The 22,759-nt window shown below is 72.2% G+C and carries 17 protein-coding genes; 9 read left to right on the top strand and 8 right to left on the bottom strand.

The window, feature by feature from the left end; genetic code table 11:
* Positions 1-25: 25 nt before the first annotated feature.
* Complete coding sequence (locus Ade02nite_RS00220; protein ID WP_203759283.1) at positions 26-670, bottom strand: GNAT family N-acetyltransferase; 645 nt, start codon at positions 668-670, stop codon at positions 26-28.
* A 158-nt stretch (positions 671-828) separates the two neighbouring features.
* On the opposite strand from Ade02nite_RS00220, the gene Ade02nite_RS00215 reads away from it, so the two are divergent.
* Positions 829-1,572 carry a hypothetical protein gene (locus Ade02nite_RS00215; RefSeq protein ID WP_239168402.1) on the top strand — a complete coding sequence of 248 codons (744 nt, stop codon included), beginning with the start codon at positions 829-831 and terminating at the stop codon, positions 1,570-1,572.
* Here Ade02nite_RS00215 and Ade02nite_RS00210 read toward each other — a convergent pair.
* The gene (locus Ade02nite_RS00210; RefSeq protein ID WP_203759281.1) at positions 1,565-2,149 is read right to left on the bottom strand and encodes a Pycsar system effector family protein; all 585 of its coding nucleotides are present in this window, start codon (positions 2,147-2,149) and stop codon (positions 1,565-1,567) included. The two genes, Ade02nite_RS00215 and Ade02nite_RS00210, sit on opposite strands and share 8 nt — an antisense overlap.
* A gap of 156 nt (positions 2,150-2,305) precedes the next feature.
* Positions 2,306-3,499: an MFS transporter gene (locus Ade02nite_RS00205; RefSeq protein WP_203759279.1), complete on the bottom strand. Its 1,194-nt coding sequence runs from the start codon at positions 3,497-3,499 to the stop codon at positions 2,306-2,308.
* A 161-nt stretch (positions 3,500-3,660) separates the two neighbouring features.
* Between Ade02nite_RS00205 and Ade02nite_RS00200 the strand changes: the two genes are divergently transcribed.
* Entirely contained in the window at positions 3,661-4,086 is a 426-nt protein-coding gene (locus tag Ade02nite_RS00200; protein ID WP_203759277.1) for a helix-turn-helix transcriptional regulator, read from the top strand.
* 27 nt (positions 4,087-4,113) lie between these two features.
* Positions 4,114-5,334 carry an MFS transporter gene (locus tag Ade02nite_RS00195; protein ID WP_203759275.1) on the top strand — a complete coding sequence of 407 codons (1,221 nt, stop codon included), beginning with the start codon at positions 4,114-4,116 and terminating at the stop codon, positions 5,332-5,334.
* Here Ade02nite_RS00195 and Ade02nite_RS00190 read toward each other — a convergent pair.
* The gene (locus Ade02nite_RS00190) at positions 5,297-5,953 is read right to left on the bottom strand and encodes a type 1 periplasmic-binding domain-containing protein (protein ID WP_203759273.1); all 657 of its coding nucleotides are present in this window, start codon (positions 5,951-5,953) and stop codon (positions 5,297-5,299) included. The genes Ade02nite_RS00195 and Ade02nite_RS00190 overlap by 38 nt on opposite strands.
* A gap of 125 nt (positions 5,954-6,078) precedes the next feature.
* Between Ade02nite_RS00190 and Ade02nite_RS00185 the strand changes: the two genes are divergently transcribed.
* The 3 genes from Ade02nite_RS00185 to Ade02nite_RS00175 all read left to right on the top strand — a co-directional run bounded on the left by Ade02nite_RS00185 (position 6,079) and on the right by Ade02nite_RS00175 (position 9,893).
* On the top strand, positions 6,079-6,741 hold the full coding sequence (locus tag Ade02nite_RS00185) for a hypothetical protein (RefSeq protein WP_203759271.1): 663 nt from the start codon (positions 6,079-6,081) through the stop codon (positions 6,739-6,741).
* A gap of 93 nt (positions 6,742-6,834) precedes the next feature.
* Positions 6,835-8,790: a fibronectin type III domain-containing protein gene (locus Ade02nite_RS00180; protein WP_203759270.1), complete on the top strand. Its 1,956-nt coding sequence runs from the start codon at positions 6,835-6,837 to the stop codon at positions 8,788-8,790.
* A 65-nt stretch (positions 8,791-8,855) separates the two neighbouring features.
* On the top strand, positions 8,856-9,893 hold the full coding sequence (locus Ade02nite_RS00175) for a WxL protein peptidoglycan domain-containing protein (RefSeq protein WP_203759268.1): 1,038 nt from the start codon (positions 8,856-8,858) through the stop codon (positions 9,891-9,893).
* Here Ade02nite_RS00175 and Ade02nite_RS00170 read toward each other — a convergent pair.
* Positions 9,879-11,360: a hypothetical protein gene (locus Ade02nite_RS00170; protein WP_203759266.1), complete on the bottom strand. Its 1,482-nt coding sequence runs from the start codon at positions 11,358-11,360 to the stop codon at positions 9,879-9,881. The two genes, Ade02nite_RS00175 and Ade02nite_RS00170, sit on opposite strands and share 15 nt — an antisense overlap.
* 323 nt (positions 11,361-11,683) lie before the next feature.
* On the opposite strand from Ade02nite_RS00170, the gene Ade02nite_RS00165 reads away from it, so the two are divergent.
* Both Ade02nite_RS00165 and Ade02nite_RS00160 read left to right on the top strand, forming a co-directional pair.
* Entirely contained in the window at positions 11,684-12,355 is a 672-nt protein-coding gene (locus tag Ade02nite_RS00165; protein WP_203759264.1) for a hypothetical protein, read from the top strand.
* Between the two features lie 53 nt (positions 12,356-12,408).
* On the top strand, positions 12,409-17,265 hold the full coding sequence (locus Ade02nite_RS00160; protein ID WP_203759262.1) for a carbohydrate-binding protein: 4,857 nt from the start codon (positions 12,409-12,411) through the stop codon (positions 17,263-17,265).
* A gap of 44 nt (positions 17,266-17,309) precedes the next feature.
* On the opposite strand, the gene Ade02nite_RS00155 is transcribed toward Ade02nite_RS00160, so the two are convergent.
* Both Ade02nite_RS00155 and Ade02nite_RS00150 read right to left on the bottom strand, forming a co-directional pair.
* Complete coding sequence (locus tag Ade02nite_RS00155; protein WP_203759260.1) at positions 17,310-18,101, bottom strand: NmrA family NAD(P)-binding protein; 792 nt, start codon at positions 18,099-18,101, stop codon at positions 17,310-17,312.
* Positions 18,098-19,429, bottom strand: coding sequence for an FAD-binding oxidoreductase (locus Ade02nite_RS00150; protein ID WP_203759258.1), 1,332 nt, complete (start codon positions 19,427-19,429; stop codon positions 18,098-18,100). The genes Ade02nite_RS00155 and Ade02nite_RS00150 overlap by 4 nt, the downstream gene beginning before the upstream one ends.
* A 46-nt stretch (positions 19,430-19,475) precedes the next feature.
* Here Ade02nite_RS00150 and Ade02nite_RS00145 point away from each other — a divergent pair, with 46 nt between their 5' ends.
* Entirely contained in the window at positions 19,476-21,050 is a 1,575-nt protein-coding gene (locus Ade02nite_RS00145; protein WP_203759256.1) for a bifunctional AfsR/SARP family transcriptional regulator/alpha/beta hydrolase, read from the top strand.
* A gap of 180 nt (positions 21,051-21,230) precedes the next feature.
* Here the strand turns inward: Ade02nite_RS00145 and Ade02nite_RS00140 are convergent, their stop codons facing one another.
* Positions 21,231-22,352, bottom strand: a complete 1,122-nt coding sequence (locus Ade02nite_RS00140; RefSeq protein ID WP_203759254.1) for an epoxide hydrolase family protein — start codon at positions 22,350-22,352, stop codon at positions 21,231-21,233.
* Positions 22,353-22,759 lie beyond the last annotated feature (407 nt).

Here is a 22,759-nt window from a genome sequence, read left to right as displayed (position 1 = left end):
CGGCCAATTCCGAAGGGGAGGACCCTTACAGGCCCAGCACCGGCTTGCACTCCTCGACACCGGACAACGTGATGTCGGTGCGGCGGCGCTCCTGCCAGGCGGCCCGGGTCAGGCGCCAGCGCTGAAGCAGGCACGGCTCGCCGCGGCGCGTGGCCCAGTCGGTGCCGTTGCGGGTGTAGCCGACGGCCTCGGAGACGCGGTTGGACGCCTCGTTGTCGATGAAAGCGTCGCTGGACGCCTCGCGGGCGCCGAAGCCCTCGAAGGCCAAGTGCAGAATCGCCGCCCGGGACTCCTTGCCCAGCCCGCGCCCGCGCACCCCCGGAGCCAGCCACGAGAACGTGTGCACGGTGCCCAGATCGGCGAAGTCGTTGGCGATCAGATCCTGCATGCCGACCGGCTCACCGCCGTCGCACACCACGAAATAGAGGCGCCAGAAATCCGCCTCGACGCGGGCACGCCCCGACCAGATGCGGCGCATCCACTGCCACTCGCGGGCCGGGCTCTGCTCGTACAGCGACATCGGATCGTCGAACGGCAAGGGGCCACCCTCGGTCACCACGCCGGCCCGAACCACGGGCACGAGCCGCTCCAGCATCGCGTCGGTGGCAGCGGCAAGCGTGATCCTCGGCGTGCGAACAGCCAGGTTCAGCGGCGGGTACGTGGACGCCATCGGCGCACCGTACCCCCGCCGACCGGATCGGCGCCTTCCATTTCCGCCCTGGCGCCGGCGGATACCGTTCCCTCGTGCATCTGCGCCGAAGGCCGCCGCCCAGAGGGTGGTCTCACGATCAGCGCCGCGCGGCCATCGCGGTGCTGCTGTCGGCCGCGATGATCGAGATACGGGCCCTGGCGGCGAACCCCGGCCGGTCGAAGCATCCCGACGGCCACCTCGCCGAGATCAGGCTCATCGCCGACGTCTGCCACAACCTGCCCGGCGCCGACCGGCCCCCGCCGCCCGGCGAATACGACGGACTCGTCTGCACCTGGCAGACCGCCGGCGACTTCCAGCGATCGTGGCTGCGCAAGCACCTCACCGGAGCGGGTGTCGACACCGCGTTCCTGGAGCAGGCGCCGAGTTTGCCGAGGCCCGCCACGGCACCCGGCACCTGGCCCACGTGGGAGCGCTGGCAGATCCCCCGCGACCCGAAGACGTTCATCGCGGTGGGCTCCAGCACCCTGGCCGGCCTCGTGCGACAGGCACACTCCGCGGACCACTACCCCACCCATGGGCCGGCACGCACCGCCTTCCTCGAATGGTTCCTCGAGCACCTCCACCCGGAGGGGCGGCATGTCCTCCGGCCCAGCCGCCCGGGCGAGACGCTGTTCCAGCCCGACGGGCCGAACGATCTGCGCCAGTACCGAGCACTGGTGACCATGAGCGACGGCGCACTCGTCGTCGACCACCCACGACTCCGCGAGGCGGACGTCGCGGCGCTGCCCACCAACCTTCACCTCCTGCGCCGCCTGCTGCTGGCCGTCGTTCCGGCTCGCCGCGCCGAGCGCGATGCCGGACTCTGGGCACGCCACCATCGCGCCACCGCGTCGGACTGCCGCCTGTGCCGCGTCAACTGATCTGCCACAGGTAGCTCAGGCCCACCGCAAGGAAGAAGATCAGCGCCGCGCCGGCGAAGAAGAAGCCGCGGTTGACCCATCTGTGTTTCTTCAGGACCTTTCCCGACAGCAGGTAGATCTGGTTGTTGAGCGCGGCCTTCTCCGCCTCGGCATCCACGCCGAGAGCACTCTCGCAGTAGACCGTCTCGTCGAACATGGCGATGCTCTGAAAGAACCAGAGCGATTCGGGCATCTGCCCGTCCGGCCTGTCCTGACCCGGCTCGGAGGTGTACCTCTTTCGCGCCTCAGTTGGCGTCATGACCCGCGTGATGAGACATCGCACCGCGCTGAACACGGACGCGGCGAGCGAGACGGCCAGCAACGCGAGCGCGATCCAGGTGTGCCACGCGAACTGCTTCACCGCGTCGCGCGCGTCGGCGCTCGTGGCAAGGACGGAGCCGATCAGGAACGAGATGAAGATCCCGTCCAGGGACAGGATCACTTGCGCCTTGGTCTCGGCGACCTTGTACCAGTCGACCACGTTGGCGTAGAGCCGTCGTGAATAGTCCAATGCGTGATCGCCACTTGTCGCGCTCATGCCGCCTCCGTGCGGACTGAGTACGGGCAGCGATATTCGTACCCGTTGCGGCGCTCACCCAATCAGCAAGCCCGAGCTCTCCCCGCGCTGCGGATGGCCGGAGCCGCGCCGGCACGCCCGGATCGTCTGGCCACTGCGCCGACGGACTTGAGGAACTCACCTGGTGACCACTGTGGAGCCGCGCGTCGGCGCGGAGCGTTGCAGGGCTGGGGTCAGCGCCGCCGTGATGGCCGCTGACGTCGCTGCCAGGGCGACTATGGCGTGCGTGGCGCCGACTGCCGTGGCGAGCGCGCCGCCGACCGCCGCGCCGACCGCCTGGCCCACCATCAGGCCCGTCGAGCAGAGGCCGAACGCCTGGCCCCTTGTCTGAGGGCCGGTGGCGGCGACCAGCCTCTCCTGCAGCGGCAGCGAGGCGGCGTAGCCGGCCGAGGCGATGAACGCGAGCACCAGGGCGACCGCCAGGGGCGGGGAGAACGCGAAGCCGAGGTAGGGCAGCGCCAGCAGCATCCGCAACGGCTCGATGGTCCGGTCGCGGTGGCGGGGCGGGACGAAGCGGCCCATGACGACGTCGCCGAGGAGCATGCCGGCCGCGGCGGCGGCGAAGAGGTAGCCCGCGCCGGCCTGGCCCGCGTGGGGAACGAACAGCGCCTCGCAGCCGACGATCAGCCCGTTGGGCACCCACATCGCCAGGTACAGCGGGCGGGTCACCGGCGAGCCGAGCAGCGCGCGGTTCACTTCCCGCGTCCGCGTCATCAGTCCCTTGCCGGAGGCCACGCCGGGCCGTTCGCGGACGCCGAGCCGAATGCTCAGCGCTGCCGCCAGGGCGGCCACTGCCGCGAGGGGGAAGAGGGTGGCCGGCGTGCACCAGGCGAGGAGGAAACCGCCGAGCCCGTACCCGGCGACCTGCATGACGCCGACCGCGATGTTCAGGGTCGCGCGGCCGAGGACGAAACCGTCCGGCGGCACGATGTCGTGCAGCAGCCGCATGGTGGAGCCGCTGGTCGCCGAGCCCGCGAGGAACGGGATCGCGAGGATCGCGAACCGCCAGCCCCAGGACAGGTGCGGCAGGGCCTGCAGGAGGAACGCGGCCGCGTACGCGATCGGCATGATTGTCGACGCGCGGCGTGGGCCCATCGAGTCCGACGCGCTGAGCACGGTGGCCGAGCCGAGCAACGTGATCAGCGGCCCGCCGAACATCGCCAGCGCGGTGAGGAGCGGCGATCCGGTGCTCGCGTAAGTGGTGGCGCCCAGCGCGAGGCTGCCGATCGAGATGGCCGCCATCGTCAGGCATCGGGCGAGGAACAGCACCCGGAACTCGGGCAGGGCGAAGATCTCGCGGTAGGTGCGCACCGAAGGAGTGTGGGACAGTCGAACCCGCGATCGGGCCTTGGCAGCAGGTCTTCCACGCCGCCAACCGAGACGCGTACGCCGGGATGCTGGCCCGCCACCCGGTGCGGCGGGACCTGGTCCGCCGTGCGTGGCGCCCGCGCCGCGGCGATCAGCCCGGATGGATGGCCGACTTTCTCGGCGTGGTGCCCGAGCGTGCCGGCATGTCGTTCGAGGAGGAGCTGGCGCAGCTCGCCGGCGAATGGGACGACGACGGCATCCGTGCGGAGATCCTCGGCCTGCGGCCCGGCCGGCTCGCCGCGACGCTGGTGCGCCCCGGCCTGCGGGCGGAGCTCCTCGAGCTGCTGCGCTGGGTGTGGACGGTGACCGTCGAAGCGGACTGGCCGCGTCGCCGGCGGGTGTTGCAGGCCGACGTCGTCTCCCGCACGGCCATGCTGGCCGCGGGGCCCTCGGGTCTGCCGATGGGTGCGGTCGGCAACCATCTCAGGGTGATGCTCGACGCCGGCCTGGTGCTGCGCCGCCGTGCCGGGCGTGAGGTGCTCTACTGGCGCACGGCGCTCGGTGACTCGCTCGTGGCGACTGGACCTTGACCCTGGGGCAGGCCCCACGATCGCCCCATGACGATCAGGGCGTACTTCGTTGACGGGCGGCCTCTGCGCATTGCGGCGTTCCGCCGGCTCTGGCTGGCCTCGCTGGTGACGGCGTTCGGGGGGTCGTTCAGTCTCATCGCCGTGCCGGCGCAGCTGTTCACGCTTGCCGGGTCGTCCGCTCTGGTGGGGGTGTCGGCGGCGGTCTCGTTGGGGGCGCTCGTCGTGTCGGCGCTGGGGTTCGGTGTCCTGGCCGACGCGATGGACCGGCGGACGCTGCTGCTGGCCGGCAACGCGGGGCTGGGGCTTGCCTATCTCGGGCTGTGGCTGAACACCGTGGCCGGGCTCGACTCGGTGGCTTTTCTGCTCGTGCTGGTCGCGGTGCAGGGGCTCAGCTTCGGGGCGACCATGACGACGATGGGGGCGGCGGTGCCGCGGGTCGTGCCGGCCGAGCAACTGGTGGCGGCGAGCGCGCTGAGCTCGCTGACGCGGTACAGCGGGGCCGTGGTGGGGCCGCTGCTCGCCGGTGTCCTGATCCCGGTGGCCGGGCTGGGCTCGCTCTATCTGTTCGACGCGCTCGCGCTCATCGTGGTGCTGTGGGCGGTGGCGCGGTTGCCGGAGATGCCCCCGGCGGCACGGAAACCGGGCGGTGGGGGGCTGCATCGGATGCTGGTCGCCGTGCTTGCCGTGGACCTGGCGGCGATGGTGTTCGCGCTTCCGTACGCGCTGCTGCCGGAGCTGGCGGAGCGCTCGTTCGGCGGCGCGCCGGGTGGTGGGGCGGAGCTGGGCCTGCTGTTCGCGGCCTACCCGGCTGGTGTGCTCCTCGCGGGGGTGGTGTCGGGTCCGCTGAGCCGGGCGCGGCGGCATGGGGCGATCATGGCGTCCGCCGCGATGGCCTGGGGTGGTTGTGTGGTGGTGCTGGGCCTGGCGCCGGACCTGCGAACGGCGCTGGTGGCGCTGGGTGCGGGCGGGGCCGTCAACTTCGTGCTGAGCACGGTGCGCAATGCGATCTCGCAGGCGTACACGGATGATGGGCTGCGTGGCCGGATCCAGGGTGTGCTCACGGTCGTGCTGATGGGCGGGCCGCAGCTGGCGAACGTGCTGCACGGGTTCGGCGGGGCCGCGCTCGGCGCCCGGGCGGCGGTCGCCGTCGGGGGAGTGCTCACCGTGGTGACCGTCGCCCTGGTCATCCGGGCGGTGCCGGAGCTGTGGCTCACCGGAGCCAGACCACGATCCCGGTCAGATTGTTGAGGACGGCGGCTACCCCGGCGCGGATGGCGGCGGCGCAGCGGGCCTCGGTGAACGAGCTCTCGTCGTACGCCGAGGACATGCCCAGGCCCTCGCCGCGGAAGGACGCGCCGGACCAGTCGACGGCCGTCACGTTCTGGGTGGGTTCGGCCAGTTCGGCGCCGACCACGAGGAACTGCCGGTCGAGGTGGCTGGCGGTGACCACGGCCAGCGCGTCGACCAGGGCGTTGCCGGCGCTGACGACGAGGTCGGGGTGCTGGTCCATCGCCTTCACGATGCCGGGGACGGGGTCGTGCTCGTCGGCCGTGACCTCGCGCAGGTCGACGTCCTCGGCGCGCGCCCAGTCGCGTACCCCCTTGATCAGGGCCTTGGTCGGTGCGTCGGTGCCGGCGTGCAGCAGGACCACGCGGTAGCCCGCGGAGGGGTGCACGTCGTCCCACGAGCCGGGGGAGGGGGTGACGGTGCCCTCGGGGGTGGGCGGCGACGCGGGATCGGTGAAGCCGGCGCCGAGGCTGCCGACGGGTGTGGGGGTGGGGTGCGGCTGCGACCAGTCGCTGCCGGTGCCGCAACCGGCGACGGTCAGCAGGGCGGCGGCGACCAGGGCGCGGAACAGGCGGCGCAAGACGGGACGTCCTCTCGGGGGGTGGCGATCTTTTGTAGCCGAGGAAAAGGGCCTCCGAGCAGGTTGTCTCCATCGGTTCGCCAGCGTTTTTGATCTTGTTAACCCGGACGGTGCACGGTGCAACCATGAAACGCATCGCCCTGGTGGCCGCCGTGGTGGCGGCCGCCCTGCTGGGTGCCTCGCCGGCGTCCGCGCACGGCTTCACCTCGAACGTGTACGCCGACGTCACCTCGGGCGCCGACGGGCACGTCCGCACCAAGCTAGGGCTCGAGTACGACCTGCTGATCGTCTCGGCGGCGGACATGGAGAAGGACGACCCGCTGTTCCGAGCGGGCACCGCCGCGTTCGACGACGGCGACGGCAAGGCGCAGGCGGCGGCCCTGGAGTCGCACGCCGCCACGGTGCTGAGCTATGTGACGAAGCGCTACACCGTGACCGCCGGCGGGGCGGCGTGCAAGGCGGTTCGGCAGGGTGGATTCACCATCGGCGAGCGCGAGGGAGTCCCGTACGCCGATGTCGTGCTCGACTGGACCTGCGCGAGCGGCGACGGGCACGAGGTGCGCAGCGCCCTCTTCCCGGACGGCGAGGGCTATGTGCGCGCCACCAAGACCCTCACCACGTACGCCCTGGACGGCCGTTCGGGGAGCGTGACGCTCGACGCCGCCAACCCGGCCCTGTCGACGGCGCCCTCCTGGCCGGTGGTGCCCGTGGTGATCGGCGTCGCAGCGGCGCTGGTCATCGCGCTGGCGCTGGTCCTGGTGCTGCGCAACCGCCGCTCAAAAGCCTGACGTTTTCTTGATCTTGTTCATGAGGGGTTCATCGGCGCCCACCAGCTTGATCATGCATTTCGCACCCCCTCTCATCTGGATTGAGGAAAAACGATGAGATCCAGCAAGCACCACCGCGTCGGCGCGACCGCCGGCGCGGCGGTCCTCGGCCTTGCCATCGCCCTCGGCGGCGGCCTGGCCACCCCGGCGAGCGCGGCCGACACGGCCACGCTCAGCGCCGTCATCCTGGGCGTGGGCGCCGACGAGACCCAGCGCATCGTCACCTGGTACTCCTCGGCGGACACCGCCCAGCAGGTCCAGGTCGCCCCGACCGCCTCGATCGTGAACGGCGAGTTCCCGGCCGGCGCGGCGACGTTCGCCGCGGTAGGAGCGGCGAACATCGCCACCAGCGGCGGCTACAACCGCCACGCCACCATCACGGGCCTGAAGGAGAACACCGCGTACTCGTACCGGGTGGGCTCCGAGGGCAACTGGACGCCCGCGTACTCCTTCCGCACGCAGGACTTCGAGGGCGACTACGACTTCCTGTTCTACGGCGACCCGCAGATCGGTGCCTCCGGCGACCTGGCCAAGGACCAGGCCGGCTGGGTGGACACCGTGAACGTGTCGACGGCCGCCAACCCGAACGCCGAGCTCCTGGTGTCCGGCGGCGACCAGGTCGAGACCGCCAACACCGAGGCGCAGTGGAACGCGTTCCTCGCCCCGGAGCAGCTGAAGTCGATCCCGTGGGCCGCGACGATCGGTAACCACGACGTCGGCGGCAAGGCGTACGAGCAGCACCTGTTCACCCCGAACACGGACCGCTCGGCCTCCTACTACGCCAACGGCCAGCCGACCTCGAACACCTCCGGCGGCGACTACTACTACATCTACAAGGACACGCTGTTCATCGACCTGAACAGCAACTCCTACGCCACCTCGCAGGGTGGCGGCGGCGACGAGGCGCACCTGGCCTACGTCACCGACGTGATCAACAAGCACGGCGCCGAGGCGAAGTGGACGGTGCTGGTCTACCACCACGCCATCTACTCGGCCGCGTCGCACGCCAAGGACAGCGACAACAAGGTGCGCCGGACGGACTTCCCGACCACCTTCTCGAAGCTCGGCGTCGACCTGGTCCTCCAGGGCCACGACCACGTCTACACCCGCAGCTACCTCATCAAGAACGGCGCGAAGGCGAACCCGGACGAGCAGCCCGGCGCCGCCGACGTCACCGCAGGCCCCGGCGGCGTGCTGTACGTGACCGCGAACTCGGCCTCGGGTTCGAAGTACTACGACATCACCAAGCCGGACAGCAGCGGCACCAGCGGCCCGGGCAACGGCCCGGACCCGCTCAAGCCGGAGAACTACTGGTACAACTCGGTCCAGAACCAGGAGCACGTGCGCTCCTACGTCAAGGTCGAGGTCCGCAGCGACAAGCTCGTCGTCCAGAACCTCCGCAGCGGCACCTGCGCGGCGCCGAACGCGGCGGTGGAGAAGGGCCTGTCCTGCACCAACACGGAGAGCGGCCAGCCGGTCGGCTCCATCGTGGACAAGGTCACCGTGCACCCGTACAACGGTGACGGCCAGCAGATCCAGGTCGCCGTGCCCAACGCGGCGCCCGGCGAGTTCGGCTGGACGATCGACGGCTACAACGGCCTGGTCGACCTCGGCACCGCCAAGGAGAACGCCACCGGCGACTACTTCGCCGCCAGTGGCCAGATCAACCCGATCGTCGTCTCCGACACCCGTCGCACGCTCTCGCCGTGGTCGATCGCGGCCAGCGTGGGCGACTTCAAGGACGCCGACAAGACGTTCTCGGGCGCCAACCTCGGCTGGACCCCGGGCGTCATCGCCAACGGCGCCGGCGCCAAGGCCGGCGCGGCCGTGCCCTCGGGCTTCGGCGGCAACGGCGACGGTCTGTCGGTCTCGCGCGGCCTCGCCTCGGCCGAGCAGGGCCACGCCCGCGGCACCGCCAAGGTCGGCGCCGGCCTGGACCTGAAGGTCCCGGGCGACGCCGCGAAGGGCACCTACCGCACCACCCTCACGATCACCGCGCTGAGCAGCTGATCGAGTTTCACCGGGCGGGGCGGCACCTGCGAGTGCCGCCCCGCCTTCTACTAAGGGATCTACCGATGAAGACGAAGCTTGCCCTGCTCGCCGCCGTGATCGGCCTGCTGAGCGCGGTGCCCGCGCCGGCGATGGCCGACGAGGGCGATGTCACCTGGACGGTGCGCACCGAGTCGAACAGCCTCGGCGCCACCCGGTCCAGCTTCAGCTACGCCGTGAACCCGGGCGGGCAGGCCCGGGACGGCCTCGTCGTCGCCAACCGCGGCAGGACGGCGCTGAAGCTGGGCGTCTACGCCGCCGACGGTTTCACCACCGACACCGGCACGCTCGACCTGCGCGGCGCGGACGCCAAGGGCAAGGGCATCGGGGCCTGGGTGCACGCCGCCCAGAAGGACATCACGGTGCAGCCCGGCAAGACCGTCACGGTGCCGTTCACCGTCGAGATCCCGGCGAACGCCACGCCGGGCGACTACGTCGGCGGCATCATCACCTCGCTGACCCAGGCCGACGAGTCCGCGCAGGTGAACGTCGACCGCCGGCTCGGCATCAAGATCAAGCTCCGGGTGGGCGGCGACCTGACGCCCGCTCTCCGGATCGAGGGCACCCACATCTCGTACGACGGCACGGCCAACCCGTTCGGCAAGGGCACCGCGACCGTCGACTACACGATCCACAACGTCGGCAACGCGGTCGAGACGGCCCAGCAGGGCGTGCGGATCACCGGTCCGTTCGGCCTGTTCAAGGCCGAGACCACCGAGATCGCCAACCCGCCGGAGCTGCTGCCGGGCGAGACGTGGAAGGTCTCCGTCCCGATCGAGGGCGTCGTCCCCGCGCTCCTGCTGGACGCGACCGTCACGCTGGTCCCGCAGATGACCGACGCGTCCGGCTCCACCAGCTCCCTCGACAAGGTCTCCGCGAGCGCGCGCGGCTGGGCCTGGCCGTGGACCCTGCTCGCCCTGATCGCGCTCGTCGCCGCCGTCGTGGTCGCGGCCGTCGTCCTCACCCGCCGCGGCCGCACGCGGCGCAAGCAGCGCGAGGACGCCCGGGTCCGCGAGGCGGTGGCCGACGCCCTGCGGGACAGCAAGGAGCTAGCCGCCGGCTGAGATCAGGGCCGGGGTGGTCAGCAGCCATGACGCGGTGGTGCGGGCCTCCGGGGGCATGCGGGCGTCCTCCCGTACGCGGTGGAGCAGCCCCCGGTGGTTGTCGGTGCCGATGCCGTACGTGACGCCGTGCAGGATCTCGCGGCCCAGGCCGTCGGGGGCGCGCTGCCACGCGGCCAGCTGGACCGCCAGGATGCGGCTCCACGCCGGCTCGGGGAACGCGCCGGCGCAGTGCGGGGTGGCCCACGCCGCCGCGTAGCGGGCGCGGTCGCCGAACTCGCGCTCGGTGAGGATCTGGGCGATCAGCGGCCGGTGCACCGCGGAGCCGAGCGTGGTCAGACTGCGCAGCGCGGCGTCGAGGCCGGTGTCGCGGCGGCCGCGCAGGTCGGCGACGACCCGATCGAGGATCGCCGCGGCGACCGGCTCGCGCAGCGGGGTCGCGGCGACGAACATCGCGGAGAGCAGCCGCTCGTCCGGGTTGTCGCTGTGCAGGCACTCGCCGACCAGCTCGCCCAGGGTCAGCTCGGCCGGCTGGTCGACGGGCCACTGGGAGCAGACGCGGGCCGCGATCAGCCGCGCCTCGGGCCGGGTCGCCCGCTGCTCGAGCCGCGGCACCTCGCCGGCCAGCGCGCGGCTGACCTGGACGGCGAGCGGGCGCAGGGGGCCGGCCAGGCCGGGGTCGCCGAGCAGCCCGGCCACCGACCGGCCGATGTCGCCGAGCTCGTCACGGGTGAAGTGCCGCGCCCGGATCTTGCGGACCGCGCCGAGCAGCGCGCCGTAGAGCGCCCGGTCGTCGCCGGCCGCCGCGATGGTCCGGCGGATGTGCCGGTTGGCGTCCGGGTGGGCGGTGGTGTCCAGCAGCGACAGCGGCTCGACCACCACCGGGTTGCCGGTGTCCTGGGCCAGCCGGATGCAGGCGTCGACGGCATGGGCGCCCGCGTCGGGATGACCGAGCAGCCGGCTCATCGCCTCCTGGCGTTGCAGCCACGCGCTGTCCTCGGCCACCGCGAGCTCGGTGAGCAGCCGCTGGGAGAGCTCCTGCCAGAGCCGCGGCGGGTGCAGGATCAGCCCGGGCCGGGCGCGCACCAGCTCGGTCAGCTCGTCCCACTCGGGGCCGGTGATCGGGCCCGATCCGGTCGCCACCTCGAGCAGGCCGTGCAGCCGCCGCGGGTCGCCCTCGCCGGCCGGGGCGGCCGCGCAGCCGTTCGCCCGGTCGAGGGCGTCCTTGAGGGTGGTCAGCGCGTGCGGCGCCAGGCCGAGCAACTCCTCGTAGCGGCGGATCGCGGCGCGCGGGGCGTTGGTGGCACCGCTCTCCCACCGGGTGATCTGGGACTCGGCGAGCGGGCGGTCACCCGCGGGGCGGAAGGCGGCCGCGAAGACCTTGCCGGTGCGCCACCGCGGGTCGGGGGCGAGGCGGCGGTTGACCCGGAGCAGCCAGCCGATCCGCTCGCGAGGGGTGGCTGCCGGCACTCGATCGAACTTACCGGCCGTGACCAGATCAATTCAATCGGCGGGGTTGCACGAGCCGGAATCGATGCAATCGATCTTCGAAACGCCGCGCGACCTGGGTAGCCTCGCGCCCGAGGCACCCTTGGAAAGCTCGCTGGCGGGCGAGCTCCGTGGCCGCGCGGTGGCGGCAAACGCCGTGCCGGCCGATACGCCGGCGTCCCTCGGGGGGAGGGGCGCCGGCGTTCTTTCTGTCCATCGAAGGATCTCCAGTGTTCGCTTGACCGTCTCCTGTTGATCAATTGAGCTAGGGCAGAACTTCTCAGGCAACGCACAGAGTCTCGTACGTGCAACGCCTCCTCGCCCTGGTCGCCGTTGTGGGAGCGCTCCTGTTCGTGCCGGTGAGCCCGGCGGCGGCCCACCCGTTCGGCGATCCGCAGACCATCACCGTCGCCCTCGACCCGGCCCGGGCGGACGTCGTGCGGATCCGCTGGAAGGCCGGCGGGCTCGACGACCTGACCCTGCTCGGGGTGTCGCTCGGCGTGCTGCCCGAGGACCGCGTGTACCTCGACGGGGCCGTGTTCTACGAGGACGCGGACGCGACAGCGCTCGGGCCGTCGAGCCAGCTGTCGGCGTACCTGCTCGATCGGATCACTGTGGCGGACGGCGATGAGCCCTGCGCGGGGACGGTGCAGCCACCGAGCGACCTGGCCCGCGCCGGCGTGACCGTCGACTATGCCTGCCCCGGCCCGGTCGGCAAGGCGACCGTCGGCGTGCGGACGCTGACCGACCTGCACCCGGCGTACCAGACCCTGGCCACCGGCCCCGGCAACCAGCGCGCGGTCTACCGCGACGGCGAGGCCACGCACGACTGGGTCCTCGGCGACGTCGCGGCGGGCCGACCAAGTCTCGGGCGCAGCGCGGCGGTGCAGATCGGCGGTGTCGCCCTCGGGGCGCTGCTCGTCGTGATCGTGCTGCTGGCCGTGCGGCGCCGCCGAGGACCCATCCACCCCAGGTAAGGCCCACCCCACATAAGGAGACACCCTCCATGAACCGCAGGGCCCTTTGGCCTGTGCTTGCGGTCGCCGTCGCCGCTGCCGTCTACGCGCCCGGCTCGGCCGGCGCCGAGACGGTGCAGCCCGGCACTCCACCGGCGCTCAACCTGAGCAACGGCCGGACGATCGACGGCACCACCCGCATCACCGCCGACCCGACCACCGAGGGTGACGCCGTTGTCGCGCTCACGGTCGACGGCACGGCGCTCGACGCCGGCAAGACCGCCGGGACCGCCCACCTGAGCTTCGACATGGGCGGCAACGGCACCGAGGCCCGCTACCACAACTACCTGGTCGTCAACGACCACACCGCCGAGGCCGACCGGCTCTACCTGCCGGACCTCGCCGGCGGTGCGCGCGGCACGGTGGACATTCCCGGCGAGTGGCTGCACACCGGCGTCAACACGGTCACCGTGAACGCCGGCGCCAACTGGGTCGACACGACCAGCACCACGGCCACCGGGGTCGAGACGCTGCCGTACGGCGAGGGCATGCGCTGCCCCAACTACGACGACTTCGCGATCAGCAGCATCGGCCTCGGCCTGCTCGGCGTGGTCGCCGACAGCGAGCAGAACGCGTTCAGCTACAGCTTCGGCGACGGCACCTGCGGCACCTCGAAGAAGCTGCTCACCCAGCCGCTGACCTTCGTGATCTCGGGCGAGCCGGGCAGCACCGCCGGGCTCGGCGCCGACCTGGACACCACGAAGCTGAGCAACGGCACGCACACCATCGCGGCGGCCACCGCCTCGGGCGCGACCGCGAGCGTCACGGTCGAGGTCAACAACGACCCGGCCGGCGCCGCGAAGATCACCCCGGCGGACGGCGTGCTCGTCCGCGGTGAGCAGCGCGTCATCGCCGCACCGGCGACCGGCAGCGGCGAGCCGGTCTCGCAGCTCGCCATCGACGGCAAGGCCGCCGAGGACGACGAGACCCTCGCGGGCGGCTCGGCGACCCTTGGCTTCACGATCGAGGCCGGTAACTCGGCCGAGGCGAAGTACCACAACCACGTGCTGGTCAACGGCAACCGCGTCGACCTCGGCGGGGACTGGGGCGTGGGCGGCGCCGAGACGGTCAGCCTGCCGTTCCCGGCCCGCTTCCTGCACACCGGCGACAACGTCGTCGAGCTGCGCACCGGCACGTACAACGGCACCCTGAACGGCGCGACCTGCGCCAACCACGACGACTTCAAGGTGACCCGCAGCTCGGCCTCGCTCGTGCTGGGCACCGAGGGCACCGTCACGGCCGGCACCACGTACGTCGTCACCGGCGGGACCAAGGCGGCCACCACCGCCGAGTCGATCGCGCTGGGCGACGGCACGTGCGCGGCCAACAAGGACCTCGAGCTGCACTTCGACATCGCCGGCGCGCCCACCACGCGGACCGTCGGCACGCTCGGCAGCGGCGGCGACGCGCACCTGAAGGTGTTCGTCGGCGGCAACGGCTCCGACGGCGGCTACGACAACCGCGTGCTGATCAACGGCATCCCGCTCGACCTCGGCATCTGGGAGAAGGAGGTCGCCGACCTCACGTTCCCGAACGAGTGGCTCGTGCCGGGCGTGAACAGCGTCGAGTTCGTCGCCGGCAGCGACCACGGCAGCGCCAAGGGCGGCTGCGACAACTACGACGACTTCACCCTGCGGGACTTCGCGCTGACCCCGGCCGGCGGCAAGGCCACCCAGGTCACCCGCGAGACCGCCGGCACCAACGTGACGGTCGGCTCGGCCACCTACCCGGCCGGCTCGCCGGTCACCGTCTACGTCGGCGACGGCTCCTGCGGCAGCAGCCACAACGCCACGCTCGACGCCACGATCATGTTCTCCGTGACGGCGGCGGACGGCACCGCGCTGCCGGCGCTCGGCAAGCGGGCCGACGTCGACACCGCCACGCTGGCCGACGGCAAGCACACGATCACCGCCGTGGCCGGCGACAAGACCTCGTCCCGCCGGGTCACCGTCGACAACACCGCCCCCGAGGTCGCCAACAGCGTGCCGGCCGAGGGCCAGCGGATCACCTCGACCGTGGCGCTCACCGTGGACGTCAAGGACGCCTCGGGCGTCGCCGGCACGCCGGTGATCACGCTGGACGGCAAGGCCGTCAAGGAGGGCGACGAGATCGGGCACGGCCTGCCCGCCGGCGCGCACACCATCGCGGTGACGGCGGCCGACGTGCTGGGCAACACCGCCACCCGCGAGATCCACTTCACCAGCGCGTACATCCCGGCAGTACCGTCCGCCCTGGACGCCGCGGTGACCGGTGACAAGGCGGTGCTCTCGGCGAAGCTCGACGGCCCGGCCACGGCCACCTTCACCGCGGCCGACGTGGTGCTGCCGACCGGTGGCTACCAGGGCGTCGCCGGCGCCGTGCCGACCACGCTGGACGTGGCGCACGACGCGACGGTCGACGTGACCTCGCTGCGGCCGCTGGACGGGAGGACGATCGACACGCCGTCCGGGCGGGACGTGGTGTTCCAGCGCTACGACCTGGCCGTGGGCACCCCGGCGCAGGAGCCGACGCTGCGCTGGGAGGGCACCATCGACCCGGCCCGGGTCGCCGCCCTGCGGGTGTGGGACGCGGCCGCCGGCAAGTGGGTCGTGCTCACCAGCTCGCGCGGACAGGCCGGGAAGAGCACCGTGCTGACCGCGCCGCTGGCCGCGGGCTACCGCACCGGTGGCACGGCGCACGTGCTGGTCACCGGCGAGGACCCGTTCGCCGACGACCTGTCGCCGCGCGACGCGACGGCGCAGAACGACAAGGACCGGTTCGAGGACCCGGCCACGTACGACTTCTCGCTCGCGCACTTCACCGACACGCAGTACATCACCGAGGGCGCGGCCGGCGGCACGTACAACGACTGGGACGGCGTCGCCGAGCCGTCGGACGTCGAGACCGCCGAGGAGCAGGCGATCTGGCAGAAGGCGTACCGGGCCGAGACGCAGTGGATCGCCGACAACGCCGCGCAGCGGAAGATCGCGTACACCGCGCACACCGGTGACGTGATCGAGAACGACTACTACGACCCGCTGGCTCGCCGTCCCGACGGCTCGCTCCTGCGGCCCGGCCTGAACGAGCAGGTCGACAAGGAGTTCGCGGTCTCCTCGGGCAACCAGAAGGTGCTCGACGACAACGGCGTGGTCAACCAGGTCATCGCCGGCAACCACGACAACCAGCTCGGCGCCGAGACCGGGCCCGATTCGCGGTTCAGCAAGACGTTCAGCGCCGACCGCTACTACAAGGCCGCCCGGTCGTGGCCGGCGGGCGCCGAATATCACTCCTGGGACGAGAGCGGGACCACCCCTGGCCGCGACAACCAGAACAACTACGTGCTGTTCAGCGCGGGCGGGCTCGACTTCGTGGCTGTCGGTCTGTCGTACGGGGTCACGCGCGACGAGGCGCAGTGGGCCGACATGATCTTCAAGAAGTACAAGGATCGCAACGGCATCCTGCTGTCGCACGACTACCTGAAGCCGTCGGCCAACGCCGACGGCCGCGGGGCGGCGTTCTCCGACCCGGACGGGTCGGCCCTCTACAAGCAGGTCGTGGAGAACAACCCGAACGTCTTCCTGGTGCTCGCCGGGCACGAGCACGGCGTCGGCACCAACCTGAAGTCGAACATCGGCGTGACCAAGACCCACGACGTGGTCGAGCTGCTGGCGGACTACCAGTTCTACACGGTCGCGAGCTCCGAGCTGTGGCCCGACAAGGTCGACGCGAACGGCGACATCGACGTCGACGGCGACGGCAAGGTGGACCACAAGGCCACCGACCGGCTCCAGTTCGGCGCGAGCTTCCTGCGCCTGCTCCAGTTCGACGTCAAGCGCGCCGAGCTGCACATCGACACGTACTCGCCGTTCCTCGACAACTTCGGGGCGACCGAGTACGACATCCGCCAGGACGGCAGCCAGACCAAGCCCCGCTACAACGGCGCCGAGGACAACCTCACCCTGCCGGTCGACCTGACCAGCCGGAAGACGTCGTTCAGCACGGACTCGCTGGCCGCCTACGTGCCGAGCGGCGTGATCGGCACGTCGGCGCTCGCCGAGGCGGGCACGGTGTCGGTCACGTGGGCCGGGCTCAAGCCGGTCACCTCGTACGCCTGGGTGGTGTCGGCGCGCAGCGAGGACGGTGGCGTGTCGATCGCGCAGCCGGCTGTCTTCCGTACCGCCAAGGCGAAGCCGGCGGTGAGCGTGACCACCACGCCGGTCGACTGGGGGACCGCCGCCTCGGTGACGGTCAAGGTCGCCGGCGCGACGGGCACGGTGACGGTCAGCGAGGGCTCGAAGGTCCGGGGCTCCGCGGCGCTGGCCGACGGCACCGCGGTGATCGGGCTGCCGGTGGGCCTCGCGGGCGGCAGCCACGAGCTGACGGTGACCTACTCGGGCAGCGACACGTACGAGCCGGCCACGGTGAGCGCCACCCAGGTGGTCCGGCTGCCGGCGGCGTGGAGCGCGTCGACGGCCTACCAGGCCGGCAACCGCGTCACGTACCAAGGCAAGGTGTTCGTCGCGTCGTACTACGCGAAGGGCGCGGCGCCGGGCAACCCGACGGGAGCGTGGCAGGAGCTGGCGATGACCGAGGACGGGGTCGCGATCTGGACCGCGTCGCGGATCTTCCAGGCCGGCGACGTCGCGACGCTCGACGGCAAGACCTACAAGGCGCGCTGGTACACCCGCAACCAGAAGCCGGGCGACCCGAACGGGCCGTGGTCCGAGATCGCCCCGCCGAAGCCGGACAACAGCCCGGCCGATTGGACGCCGACGACGGTCTACGTGGCCGGTGACCGGGTGACGTTCAAGGAGCACGTGTACGAGGCGAAGTGGTGGACGCGCAACCAGGAGCCGGGCGCCGCGTCCGGTCCCTGGAAGCTTCTCCGCTGAGCGCTCTTCTCTGAGGGGGCCCGCTTGTTCAGGCGGGCCCCTTCTCACCTGGTGAACGCGGCCGCGTGCTCGCGGGCGAACTCGCCGATGTCGCGGGCGGGGTGTCCGGTGACGGCCTCGACCGTGCCGGTGACGCGCTCGAAGGCGCCGGCGCGGATCAGGCCGAAGACGCCGGCCAGCTGCATCGCGAGCCAGCCGGGCAGGCCCGCGCTCTCGAATCGGGGGCGGGCCTGCTCCTCGGTGAGGTCGACAGAGCGGACGGGACGGGCGGTCGCGTCCGCCATCGCCGTGGCCACGTCGGCGAAGGTGATCGCCTTCGGGCCGGTGAGGTCGTACGTGTGCCCGGCGCTTTCCTCGTCGAGAAGCGCGATCGCGGCGACCTCGGCGACATCGCGTACGTCGATCATCGCGACCCGGCGGCCGGCGGTGGGCGCGTGCAGCAGCCCGGTGCGGGCGACGCCCTCGGCGACCATGAGCAGGTTGGTCATGAAGAACGCGGGGCGCAGGACCACCGAGGGCACCCGCGACTTGCGCAGGGCGGCCTCGATCTCGCCGTGCCAGCGGTGCGCGGGCAGCGGCGACGCGGGATCGGCGTGCAGGGCGGAGAGCTTCACGATCCGCTCGACACCGGCCTCGGCGGCCGCCTCGATCAGCGCGGTCTCGTGGGCGACCTTGCGCGGGCCGTCGGCGGCGCAGACGTACACGCGGTCGATGCCGTCGAGGTCGTACGCCAGGGAGCCTCTCGCCGTGCGGAAGTCGGCGCCGCGCGAGCGGAGCTCGCGGACCAGGTGGGTGCCGACGGTTCCGGTCGCGCCGGTCACGAGGATGCGGGTCATGGGGTTGCCTCCGGTGGGATGGTGTGGCCGAGGTGGAAGACGTTGCCGGGGTCCCAGGCGCGCTTGACGGCGGTCAGGCGGGCGTAGTTGGCGGGGGTGAACGCGGACCGGGTGCGGGCCGGGTCGGTCAGCAGGCTCAGGAAGGAGCCGCCGGTCGCGTGCGGGCGCAGCCGCCGGAACAGGCGGTCCAGGGCGGCGTCCCCGTTCGCCGGCCCTCCATCGGCCGGGGCCACGGCCATCACCGAGAAGGGGACGTCGCGGTGGCCGGCGGGGCCGGCGTCCGGGCCGGGGTGGGCCATCGCTCCGCCCCAATGCCGTACGTCGACGAAGCCGATCGGCGACTCGGGGGAGCCGGCCTCCACGATCGCGTCCAGCGCGTCGGTGGGCAGATGATGGAAGAGCTCGATCTCCTGCCGCAGCGCCATCGGGGGCGCGTCGGGGCCGTTCGTGGCCTCGCTCGCGTCCGGGAACGTACGCAGCGCGAAGGCGTCCAGCAGGGGCGGCCCCGCGGCGTCGAGCAGCGGCGCAAGAACGCGGCGGCCGTCGTCACCGTGGTAGAACGCCCGGATCGCCAGGACACGCTTGTTCAGGTGCGGCACGCGGATGAGCAGGACCGCGGTGTTCATGGCCGCCGGTTCGCCGAGCGCCCACTGCCGGTAGACGTCGAGCGTGTCGTACGCCCGCTCGATCGGATAGAAGGACATTCCGGAGTAGACGCGCGCCACCGGATAGAGGCGGAACTCCAGCGACGTGACGATGCCGAAGTTGCCACCACCGCCGCGCAGCGCCCAGAAAAGATCGGGATGCTGCTCGGCCGAGGCGGTGAGCGCGACGCCGTCGGCGGTGACCAGGTCGGCGCTCACCACGCTGTCGGCCGCGAAGCCATACGTCCGGGACAGCCACGACTGGCCGCCGGCGAGCGTGTAGCCGGTGACGCCGACGGTGCCGCAACGGCCGGCGAGGCCCGCAAGCCCGTAGCGGGCGGCGGCCCGGTTGACATCGGCCCACACCGCTCCCGGTCCGACGCGGGCGACCCGCCGCTCGGGATCGATCGCGACGCCGGTGAGCGCGGTGGTCCTGAGGAGCAGGGCACCGTCGGCGGGCACGAGCGCCCCATGGCCGGTGGCCTGCACGGCGAGCGGCAGGGCATGCTCGCGGGCGGCCAGCACGGCGGTCCGTACATCGTGGGAGGTCGCGGCCGCGGCGATGACGGCCGGCCTCGACTCGACGGCGCGCTGCCAGCCGAGACGGTGCTCGTCGTAGCCGGCGTCGCCGGGCCGGAACACGGCACCGGAGAACCGCCTGCTGGAGATGTCGTAGGTCGTCATGCGGCCGAAGCTATGCACCGGGCGGCCGGGGACGGATGCTGTGGAGATGTGGTCCGGATGTGGTCCAGCGCCCGAGACCGTGGTGCGGGTGCTCGGGACGGCCGGCGTGCGCGGTGGCCAGCTGGAACGGAAAGCGCGCGAGCTGCTGAGCATCCTGGCCATGCACGCGCCCGCCGCGGTCACCCTCGACGCGCTCGCCGGGCTGCTCTGGGACGACCCGCCGCCGTCGGCGGTCAAGACGGTGCGGGCCCACCTGTCGCGCATCCGCTCGGCGTTGCGGGCCGTGTCCGCCGCGGACGTCGAGCGGGTGGGCCGCGACGGCTACCGCCTGGCGATCGCGCCGGAGGACACGGACGTCGGGCTCGTCGCGGCGGCCCGTGCGCGCGCACGCCTGCTGCTGGCGGACGGACGGCCGGACGCCGCGGCCGCGGTCCTGGCCGGTGCCCGTGCCCTGTGGCGCGGCGAGCCGGAGCTTCCGGAGACGGCCGCGGCGGAGGCGCTGCGGCAGGGCTGGCGGCAGGAACGGCGGCTGCTCGTGCAGGAACACCTCGGCTGCCTCGCGGCGGGGGAGGACCCCGGCTCGGCGCTGGGGGAGCTGGAGCAGCTGACGGCGGCGGACCCGCTCGACGAGCCCCTGTGGGTGCTCTACGTGCGCGCGCTGCACCGGGCCGGTCGCCAGGCGGCGGCGCTGCGGGCGGCCGCGGCGGCCCGGACGGCGCTCGTCGAGATCGGCCTCGACCCGTCGGCCGCGCTGCGCGACGCCCAGGCGGAGGTGCTGAGGCAGCCGGCTCCCGCCCCGGCGGCGGCGGTGCCGGTGCGCTACGCGGGCCCGACCGCGTACACCCGGCTCTCCACGCAAGGCGGCGACCTGGTGGTGCTCAACCCGGCGATGCTCACCATCGACGGTCTTTTGGACGGGGCGCACGCCCGCACGGCGCTGGCGGCCCTGGCATCGCACGCCGCCGTGACGTGCCTGGACCGGCGCGGCATCGGGCTGTCGGACCCGCTCGACCCGGCCCGGTCGCCGCTCGACCAGTGGGTGGACGACATCGTCCGGGTCCTGGACGCGCTGGCGGCCGGCGAGGCGGACCTGTTCGCCAACTTCGACACCGGCCTGGTGGCGCTCGAGTTCGCGGCCCGGCACCCCTCGCGGGTGCGCTCGCTGGTGCTGGCCCAGTGCTATCCGAGATACACGAGAAGCGAGGACTATCCGTACGGCCTGGACCGCCGCACGACGGAAACCCTGATCCGTGACACGGTGTCCCCACCGGACCCGGCGCAGGGGGTCGACTCGGTGGCCCAGGCGGCCCCGAGCGTCGCCGCCGACGAGGAGTTCCGCCAGTGGTGGAACCGCATCGGCCGCCGAGCGGCAAGCCCCGCGGTGGCAACGGCGATCCGCGCGGCGGCCACCGGCACGGACCTGCGCCACCGCCTGCCCGCGGTGACGGCGCCGGCGCTGGTGCTGCACCGCCGCAACTGCCTGAACGTCGACATCGGCCACGCCCGCTACCTGGCCGGCCACTTGCCCGACGCCCGCCTGCACACGACGGCGGGCACGGACGCCCTCTGGTTCACCGACTCGGCGGAGCTGCTCCACCACGCGATCGACTTCCTGACCTGAGCCCGCCGGCGGCGCAGCCCTTCCCTCTGCTTGCGCTCCTCACCCTTCCGCGCTTGCACCTCTCTCCCGTTTCGCCGCTCGAAACGATTCGGCCGCCCTGTCGGACCGCGACCCCGTGGGGTGCGGCGACAGCGGCGGCCATCGAAATCGTGCGGGCAGTCTGCGGGTGTGGCGGCGCCGTCAGGCGGTGAGCTGGCGGAAGAACGCGCGCACGTCGTCGGCGAACAGCTTGGGCTCCTCGGCGGAGAGGAAGTTGCCGCCGGCGGGAAGCTCGGTCCAGTGGACGACCGGCGCGTCACGGTCGGCGAAGCGGCGGATCGTGATGTCGGTGACGCCGAGGGCGACGCCGAGCGGGAACGTGGAGCGCTCCTTCGGCGCCCACGCGGCCGGGTCGTGGGCGGCCTCCCAGTAGAGGTTCGCCGAGGAGCCCGCGGTGCCGGTGAACCAGTAGAGGCTGACGTTGGTGAGCAGCATGTCGATGCCGACGGAGTCCTCGGGCAGCTCGGCGGACGGGTCGGTCCACTCCTTGAACTTCTCGGCGATCCAGGCGAGCTGGCCGACGGGCGAGTCGTGCAGCCCGTACGCCAGGGTCTGCGGCCGGGTCGACTGGATGACGTTGAAGCCCATCTTGTCGTCGCGGAAGTCCTGAAGCCTCTGCAGCCGGCCCTGCTCCGCCTCGGTGAGACCCTCGAAGTCGGACGGGTCGCCGGACGGGAACGTGATGTGCCCGTGCACGTGGGCGCCGATCACCCGCTCGGGCGCCTGCCTGCCCATCTCGACGGCGACGGCGCCGCCACCCCCGCTGCCCTGCACGCCGAACCGCTCGTAGCCCAGCCGCGTCATGACCTCGTGGAACGCGCCGGCGATCTTCGGCGTGTTCCAGCCCGGCGCGGTGAACGGCCCGGAGAAGCCGACACCCGGCGTGCTCATCAGCACGAGGTGGAAGTTGGGCCGCAGCGCCTCGACCACCGGAAGGTACAGCGCGAACGACCCGGGCCAGTCATGCGTGATCAGCAGCGGAACGGCCGCCGGGTTGTCCGACCGAACGTGCGCGAAGTGCAGCGTCTGCCCGTCCACCTCGGTCAGGAACTGGGGAAGCTCGTTGAGCCGTGCCTCGGCGGCCCGCCAGTCGAACTCCCCACCCCAGTAGTCGGCAAGGCGCCGCAGAGCCTCGACCGGAACCCCGCGGGTCCAGCCCTGGCCGGGGATCTCCGGAGCCCACCGAGTCCGAGCGAGGCGCTCCCGAAGGTCAGCGATGTCAGCGTCGGAGATGTCGATGCGGAAGGGGCGGATCTCAGTCATGCCGGTCTCCTCGTCTAGCGGAACGGAATGTTCCGTTCCGCTTCTTACTGTATCCCTCCGCGGAGCGGAACGGAATACTCCGTTCCGCAAAATTTCAGCGGTCTGGAACGGGCTCCCTGACCCGCCGGGACCGTGCGCGGCGGCCCACCCAACCGGAACGGAACGCTCCGTTCCCGATCGGGGAAGCGGCGGACACTCCGGTTGGGTGGCGGTGCGGGCGGTTTCCGCCCCGGCGCGGAAGGCTCCGTTCCGGCGGGGTGGTGGCGCAGGCGGGTTCGGCTTGGGCGGAGCGGAGTGTTCCGTTCCGGTCCGGTGGTGGCGCGGAGGGATCTCGGCGGAGCGGAGTGTTCCGTTCCGGTCCGGTGGTGGCGCGGAGGGATCTCGGCGGAGCGGAGCGTTCCGTTCCG

This window comes from Paractinoplanes deccanensis, assembly GCF_016862115.1.
Lineage (GTDB): Bacteria > Actinomycetota > Actinomycetes > Mycobacteriales > Micromonosporaceae > Actinoplanes > Actinoplanes deccanensis.
Note: the sequence above shows the minus strand (reverse complement) of the source record. Positions and strands in the feature narration are given on the sequence as shown.